5 protein-coding genes are annotated in these 7,660 nt (G+C 60.8%); 2 read left to right on the forward strand and 3 right to left on the reverse strand.

Annotated elements, in window-relative coordinates; genetic code table 11:
- The 3 genes from Xinn_RS19345 to Xinn_RS19355 all read right to left on the reverse strand — a co-directional run.
- A partial coding sequence (locus Xinn_RS19345; protein ID WP_099137760.1) for a PAAR domain-containing protein occupies positions 1-3,648 on the reverse strand: 3,648 nt, incomplete at its 3' end.
- A 12-nt stretch (positions 3,649-3,660) separates the two neighbouring features.
- On the reverse strand, positions 3,661-4,080 hold the full coding sequence (locus Xinn_RS19350) for a DUF1795 domain-containing protein (protein ID WP_099137761.1): 420 nt from the start codon (positions 4,078-4,080) through the stop codon (positions 3,661-3,663).
- 94 nt (positions 4,081-4,174) lie between these two features.
- Positions 4,175-6,268 carry a type VI secretion system Vgr family protein gene (locus tag Xinn_RS19355; RefSeq protein WP_099137762.1) on the reverse strand — a complete coding sequence of 698 codons (2,094 nt, stop codon included), beginning with the start codon at positions 6,266-6,268 and terminating at the stop codon, positions 4,175-4,177.
- A 293-nt stretch (positions 6,269-6,561) separates the two neighbouring features.
- On the opposite strand from Xinn_RS19355, the gene Xinn_RS19365 reads away from it, so the two are divergent.
- Together Xinn_RS19365 and Xinn_RS19370 are read left to right on the forward strand one after the other, a co-directional pair.
- Positions 6,562-6,960, forward strand: coding sequence for a TIGR03757 family integrating conjugative element protein (locus Xinn_RS19365; RefSeq protein WP_086956844.1), 399 nt, complete (start codon positions 6,562-6,564; stop codon positions 6,958-6,960).
- Positions 6,957-7,660 (forward strand): TIGR03756 family integrating conjugative element protein (locus Xinn_RS19370; RefSeq protein WP_099137764.1); only part of this gene is annotated, 704 nt, incomplete at its 3' end. The genes Xinn_RS19365 and Xinn_RS19370, both read left to right, overlap by 4 nt.

Raw genomic sequence — 7,660 nt, forward strand, 5'->3', positions numbered from 1 at the left:
TTCCCCCGCCAGCAGTTCACTGCGGTTGGCCGGGTCGGGGGTGAAGAACTGGATTTGCTGCGCCAGTAACTGCCAGCCGTCAAACACCAGATGGCGGATACTGTACAGCCGGTGGTGGCGGTATTCGCGGATTTCCGCCGGTACATCCCCGTCCCACAGATAGGTGGTGCGCATGCCGGTCTGGTCACAGCGTTTCTCCGTGCGCCGCCCGAAGGCATCGTAGCGATAATCCCACTGCTGGCCCCCCGGGGTCAGAATACCGGTCAGCTGGTTCTGGCTGTTCCAGCGGAACTTCGTGAGCTGGGGACGATGACCTTCCTGCCACAGCTGCATGGCGGTCATTCTCCCTGCATCATCGTATTCAAACAGATGTTGACCCGCCTGCCGCAGCCGGTGGCCTTTCTGGTAGAGTCGTTCGTTGTCAATCTCGTGGCGACCGTCGAAACGGCGGGCGGGATAGCCGCAGGCATCGTACTGATAATGCTCCCGCAGCTGGTCGCGGTCACTGACCGACGTGACCTGACCGTTGCCGTTGACGACATAGCGCAACCATTGCCGTTCATCATTGGCCGCCACCAGATTCAGTGCTGCATCGTAACGGTATTCCCGATCCAGCCCCGCCAGGGTCGGCTGGGGAATATCCGCCACTTCATGAGCAGCAAAAAACTCGGTGTTGCGGCCGGCTCGCTGCGCCGTCAGTTGCCCCATCAGGGCATGTGCCTGACGCAGGATAAACCCCTTGTCTGACTGGCGGTGCCATTCGTGCCCGTCGTCATCCCGCTCAAGCGTAAGCTGATGCTCACCACTGATATTAAGCAGACTCAGCTCACCCACCTTATTGGCCTGTGTGCCCGCTTGCCAGCACCGACCATCGGGCGTGTGAAGGGTACGTTCTGCCGTGGCGTTATCGGGATACTCACGCTGGATTTCGCCATACGGCTGCACTTCTTTCACCAGACGACCGTTATCGTCGTATGCAAAGGTCAGCGGTTCAGCTTCCGGAGCCGTCACCGCCAGCAGACGCCCCAGCATATCGTAAGCGTAAGTAGTGGTACCTTCCGGCGTGTGCATGGCGGTCATCTGCCCGGCGGCATCGTAGTCATAGCGGGTAACGTTATTCAGTGCATCCCGTTTTTCTGTGCAGTTGCCATTGCCGTCATAGGTATAATGCCACTGCGTGCTGGCGTAATCGGTCTCGGTGATGACCCGCCCGTCCGCATCCAGCTGATAGCGGTAGCTTTCCCCCTGCGGGTTAATCACTTCAAGCAGTTGCAGGCTGTCAGGGTCATAACGGTACTGCCAGCGGTGGCCCTCACCATCTATCCGGCCGACCGGCAGGTCAAACGGCCCGTATTCAATCTGCCAGTCCACCCCCCGGGCATCAGTCCACCGGGTCAGGTTACCGTGCCGGTCATGGCGGAAGCGCTCCAGACTGTTGTTGGGGCGGTCGCTTAAAGCAATCCGGTGATGGCGGTCATATTCCCACAGCCACAAGGCACCGCCGCCCGATGACAACCGCTGCAAGCGGTCATGGCTGTCGTAACCCAGCCGCAGGCTGCGGTTCTCCTCATCAAACAGCCGGGTCAGCCGCTGATGGTCATCGTATTCCCAGCTGCGCTGGTTGCCTTCCCCATCTTCGGCTTTCGTCACCAGCCCGAACGCATTGCGGGTCAGGGTGGTTTTGCTGCCGTCCGGGGCAATAAAGCACTCGGCCTGCCCTTTATCATCGTATTGCTGCCACCAGACCTGTCCCAGCGGGTCGGTCATGCTGGTCAGGCGGTCATCCTCATCGTAGTGATACTGCCACACCGCCCCGCCGGCATCGGTGAAGGCGGTGACCAGCCCCGTATCCGCCAGATAGTCCAGTTGCAGTACCTGACCTTCCGGCAGGATCTGCCGTTGCAGGTTGCCCCAGTCATCGTATTCATACCGGGTGACATGGCCGCACGGTGTTTCAACCTGAGTGACCTGCTGTTCGGCATTATAATGCCAGGTGGTGGTATGGCCCTGCGGGGTGGCAGAGCGGGTGATACCGGGTCCATAGGTCAGCCGGACCGGGTAATAGCCGCCGCTGCCGACGCTTTCAATACAGCGTCCTTGCGCATCATACACATAGTCCACAGCCGTCTGGTCACCGTCTGACCAGCGTTTAATCAATCCCTGTGCATTGTATTCATAGAACAGGTGGAACTGCTGTGTGCTGTCCGCTTCCGCCAGCCGGCCATTGTCGTGATAGTCATAACGGACCAGCACCTCATGAAGCCCGTTATCGCCGCGGCGGATATCGGTCAGCAGGCCGTCTTCGCGGTACCGCAGAACCAGCTCAGGACCGTCGCTGTGGGTCACCCGGTAGAGCTGGTTCTGTTGGGTGTAATGAAATGCAATGGTGTTGTCGTTGCGGTCACGCAGGGCTGACAGCTGCCAGCGTGGGGTACCGGCAGGTGCGGCGGTGTCCTCCCGGGTAAAGTATTTTCTGACCGGCTGATTGCGCTCGGTCAGTACGAAGCCCCGGGGTTGCCGGCTCAGGGTAAATTCCGGGTGCTCCGGGTTGATACTGTGGTCAATATCCCGGGGCAGGGCAAAGTACAGGGAAGCCCCTTCCAGAGTCAGGACTTCTATCCGGTCGCCGGTGACAATCACGGTCTCGGAGAAGTTGTCCAGCCAGTTTTCACCGAGCAGGCCCCGTAATCCCGGGGACCAGCTGCGGGTGAACGTCAGGGGGATTGTCTGGCCCAGTTCAAATTCGGTGCGCTGGTCAGACAGGCTGCCGGTGGTGACGTCTATCGGGTCACCGGAGAAGAATTTTTTGGTGGCCTGGGTGTAACGCCTGACGCCTTTGTTGGCCTGAAACGCGGCTTTGGCACACACCAGTGTTTTGCCTTTCAGAACATGGCCGGCTTTTTTGGCCCCCAGTTTCACGCCGGCCAGCACCGCCTGCCGGCCGGTTTTGGTCATCAGCTTGCCGACGCCCTTGATGAGTCCGCGTGTCGGGGGCACCAGAAATTCCACCGCCACCAGTAACGCCCGCTGCCAGCCCGAGAACTCTTCTTCAATCTCCAGATAGGTTCCCTGCCCGGAGCCGATAAAGACCGTGCCCGCCCCGCTTTTGATGGCAGCACCACACACCAGTTTATCGCCGACCCGCGCCGCCGGCTGGTCGTTGATAAACACCGATTCACTGCCCTGGGCTATCAGAGGGGGCGTCGGCGGGTGTTTGCTGCAGGCGGCGATATCGACTGTGGCGCGGGCGGCCGGTTTCCCTTCAATCATGACGTTACCGGAGCCGCTGCTCAGTACCCCGTCCGGCGGGCCGAAACTGTCGACAAAGTTCGAGACCGCCGAACTGGCGGCGGCAATGGCATCGCTGGCCAGATAGGTTAACCCGCTGCCGGCGGCCGCCACAATCAGCGTGGCCCCCAGGCCGCCGGTACCGGCCACCAGTAATCCCACCGCGGCGAAAATCGCGGCACCAATCAGGGCACCGGCCACTGCGCCGGCCAGTGCACCCAGAAAACTTTTGTGCTGGATGGGGTCGCCCTGGCGGGCGGCTGCCGGTCCCCGTGCACCGCCGGCAGGCGGCAGGGGCGGCCGGGCATGGGTGGCCCCGACCCGGGCAATCCGGGTAATAATTTCATCACCTAATCCCATATCGGCTTCTCCTTATGCCGCCTGAAAACTGTCCACCACCGCCAGTAAGGCTTCCCGTTGCCCGGGATGAAAGGGGTGTGGTGAGGTGAGGTTAAAGGCCAGTAACCGGCTGCCCCGGATTTGCAGCACCACCGTCTGGTGCATTTCCCCTTCCGGGCTTTGCCACTGGTAATCCAGCCGCCGGGCGGGTTCACCGCTGAGTGTCATGGGCAGCCGCTGCTGCTCCTGATACCCCGGCAGGTGGGTGGTAAACTGCGCCAGGGTCTGTTCATACCAGGCCTCGCTGTCCGTGCCTGCCGGCACCGGGGTACGGTTAATCACCAGATTGACCCCGCTGTCATCCGGCAGCACAAAGACGTGCATGGATTCATCACGCCAGCCGGCCGGGAGGTTCAGGGTGCCTTCATTCATCTGATAGGGGTGTGTGCTCATGGTGTTTCCTTTTCACGCGTTTACATCATCAATAGTCAGCTCACCGCAAAAAAACGGCGGCGCGGGTTTCAGTCCGTTGCGGGGTTGCCCGGACTCAGTTCAGGGTGATGACCTCTTTGCCGTTCACAATGACGGTATTCCCGGTAATATGGATATTGCCGTCGGCATCAATCGAGATACTGCCTTTGGTGTTGCCGAGCGTGATCCCGCTTTCGGTGGACTGAAGGGTGATCTGCCCTTTGGCACTGAGAACGCTGGTTTTTTCCACGGTGACCTGGCGGGTGCCGATACTGCTCACTTCCAGCCCGATGACCTCTTTATGCCGGTCAGCCCGCACGCTGATGGCCTGATTGTGTCCGACACTTTCGGTATGGTCGTGCATCACCCGGGTCGTGCGGTCGTTGAGCACCGTGGTATCCATGTCTTTCTGTGCATGCAGTGACAGCCGTTCACTGCCTTTGGCATCCTCGAACAGCAGTTCGTTATAGCCCTCACCCTTGTGGGTTTTGGAGCGGAACGCCATCTGGGTTTTGCTGCCCGGCAGCCCGCCCGGCGGGATATTGCTGGCATGGTAGGTGCGGCCGGTGATAATGGGCTGATCCGGATCACCGTGCAGAAAATCCACCACCACTTCCTGCCCGATACGCGGGATGGCGAGCATGCCCCAGCCCTGGCCGGCCCACGGCTGGGTGACCCTTATCCAGCAGGAACTCTGGTCATCGGATTTGCCGTAGCGATCCCACGGAAATTGCAGACGCACCCGCCCGTACTGGTCACAGAAGATTTCTTCGCCGGCCGGTCCCACGACTTTGGCTATCTGCGGGCCGTCAATCACCGGTTTCGGCAGCGGCGCCGGCCGCCAGTGCTGGTTATGGCGGATAAAACTGAACTGGCTGTGCAGGGTCGTACCGCTGCCGCCGGGGGTTGTCTCCAGCGCCCCCGGCTGACTGCCGCTGTGATTTGCACTGACCACCTGCCAGGGCTGGTTCAGGTCAGCGCGCGGGTGGTTGCTCAGGATGAACAGTTTCCCCGGCTGGAGGGCAATGGCATGACCGTGTCCTTCTCCGGTGATCGCATCATTGCGCAGGGCTTCCAGCCGGTAGCGGGTAAAATCTTTCCCGTGCGCCTCATCCTTGAACCGGCCGGGGTAGTCGTAGTGCTCGTAGTAGTCCTGTTGCAGGTTTTCATCCCGCATCTGCTCACTGAATTCGGCCGGCCATGCCGGGTTCTTGAAGGTGTAATCTTTCAGTTGCACCTGTGCCGGACGCACCTGGGCGCTGTTGGTGAGGTGGGTGATCGCGGGTTCCCCGGTGGTACTGGCGTCGCCCGGCTGGTAGGGCAGCCGGATCCCCGGCGGCACCGAACCGGCATCGTCGGCGAAGACCAGCGTGTTGCGCCCGTTACCGCACTCAAAAAAGTAGAAAATCCCCTCTTCCGCCGTCAGGCGTTGCAGGAAATCAAAATCGCTTTCCTGATACTGGACACAGAACTCCCGCGCCGGATGCGGCTGACGCAGGCTGAAGACCACGTCACGAATGTTGTGCTCTTTCAGCAGGGTGGTGAGGATGGTGGCAATGTCCTGTTGCTGGAAGATGCGCGAATTCCGGCGCAGGGTGGTACGCCATAAGTCCGGGTGGACGGTCATCCGGTAGGTGGTCTGGTGCAGCCCGGTATTCCCCTGTTCAAAATGCGCCACCATCCCGGTGATACTGCGTTGCTCAACCCCGTTCTGCGTGATGGTGAGGGTCGCCGGGCGATCGAGCACCGCCGGAAAATCAATGGCCGGGTCCGCGCTGGCCAGCCCGACGCTCAGGCTGAAGGGCCGGGAAAAACTTTCCGTCAGGCTGAAATCCGTGACGACAAAGGTTTCCGGTGCCAGTCCACCGGCGGTCAGGGTAAATCGCAGGCCACTCGGGTCATCCCCGCCCAACAGTTGCTGCGCGGCTTTCTGCAGGGCTTTGGCGGCTCCGCTGTGTCCGGCTGCGGCCTGCTGTGCCAGCCCCTGACCACTTCCGGTCGGGCCGGCAAACCCGCCGGGGGTGGTCAGCGTCCCTGTCTCCTTCAGGCCGGCCGCGCCGGTGCCGCCCAGCAGTCCCGCCGCCTGTTTCGCCAGACCGGTCGCCTGCCGGCCTTTTTCCAGCAGGGCTTGTCCCTGCTGCAACGTCGTCAGGTGTTTTTTCATTGACATGGTGTCATTTTCCTTATTTGCATGGCGTTTTTGTGAGGGTTTGCCCGTTTTTTATCCGTCTCCTGTTTGCCCATTATGCTGGGCAGGCTGAAGGTTTTATCGGCATATTTTTCATTAAGTTCATAACAAATTTTGTCAGCCGGTTAATCCCGGCTGTTATTTTCCCGGTCTCCGGGGTGTGACGTCCGGAAAGACCGGCGTTTATTTTCATGGCCGGAAAATCAGTTACCGGCTGACTTTTCTCGTGGCTTTCTTCACGCTGGGCTGATGGCTTGACAACCGGGATGAAGAGAATGAAAAAACAGGGGTTAGCGCTTTTACTGGGATGGAGCATGGCAGGGGGAGTCGGGGCAGACACCGTCGTGTATACCGACCGTCAGCACCCGCCGCTGAATCTGACACCGGACAGCCGGGTGGTCTGGCTGGATGGGGCTGAGCAGCAACAGCAGACACGGTTTGCTGACTTATCTCCCGACCCGCAACTGGCGGCCATGCAGGCACAGGCCATCCTGCAATCACCCCGGTGGCATCAGCAGGTGCAGCAACTGATGACGGCCTGGCGTGATGTTGTCGGTGCCTGGCAGCTGGGGGTACGTCAGTATCCGGCGGTGGTGTTTGATGACCGGGCCGTGGTGTACGGCACCGCCGATGTGGCCAGAGCGATGGCACTCCGGGAGCAGAACCGGCCATGAAGCGGCACCATTTGACTTTCCCAATGATTATCACGCTGATCACCGCGTTTGCCCCGGCGGCACAGGCGTCCCTGAACACGGCGCAAATTGTGGCTGCCAGCCTGTCACCCGGCTGCATTCAGTGGCGGGTCAGCGGGATGTGTTACTGGCTGCTCTGTGGCTGGCAGGGCTGCACGGTCAAAACCTCGGTCAAGGTGACGCATTTTCTGCCGCAGGCGGTGATTTCCACCTACCATGCCCCCGGCGGCAACCCGTGGACGGAAATGGCCACACTCAGCTCTTTATCCGGAGGGCTGGAGAATACCGTGACCGGGCTGACGACCGGTGGGGGGAATCACACGGTTCAGCTGGCCGGGGAGCGCAGTACCCGCCTGCGTTTTAAATACGCGGATGCCCTCGGGCATCCCGCCACCACCCTGATTGGCGGGCAGATCCCCGGCTATGCCTGTCGCAGTGCCGCCACCCCCCTGATGCCCTATTTTCTCAGCACCCTGGATACCGTTGCGTGGCGCAGCGGGCTGCCGGAATCGTTTTATCCTGAAGCTCTTATTCCCGGTCAGCGGGAGCTGGGCAGCCAGATACACGGCAATCTGTGGGGCAATCTCTATCCGCGCGCCGGTTTCGTCACGCAGACGGATGACGATAAAGCCGCGGCGGTGGTGGCCCAACGGGTGGCGGACATTATCACCCGTACCGGGCA

It is taken from the genome of Xenorhabdus innexi (assembly GCF_002632485.1).
GTDB classification, from domain to species: Bacteria; Pseudomonadota; Gammaproteobacteria; order Enterobacterales; family Enterobacteriaceae; genus Xenorhabdus; species Xenorhabdus innexi.

Coding starts and splice junctions, on each gene's coding strand:
- Xinn_RS19355 (WP_099137762.1), bottom strand. CDS start 6,268: ATGTCAATGAAAAAACACCTGACGACGTTGCAGCAGGGACAAGCCCTG.
- Xinn_RS19365 (WP_086956844.1), top strand. CDS start 6,562: ATGAAAAAACAGGGGTTAGCGCTTTTACTGGGATGGAGCATGGCAGGG.
- Xinn_RS19350 (WP_099137761.1), bottom strand. CDS start 4,080: ATGAGCACACACCCCTATCAGATGAATGAAGGCACCCTGAACCTCCCG.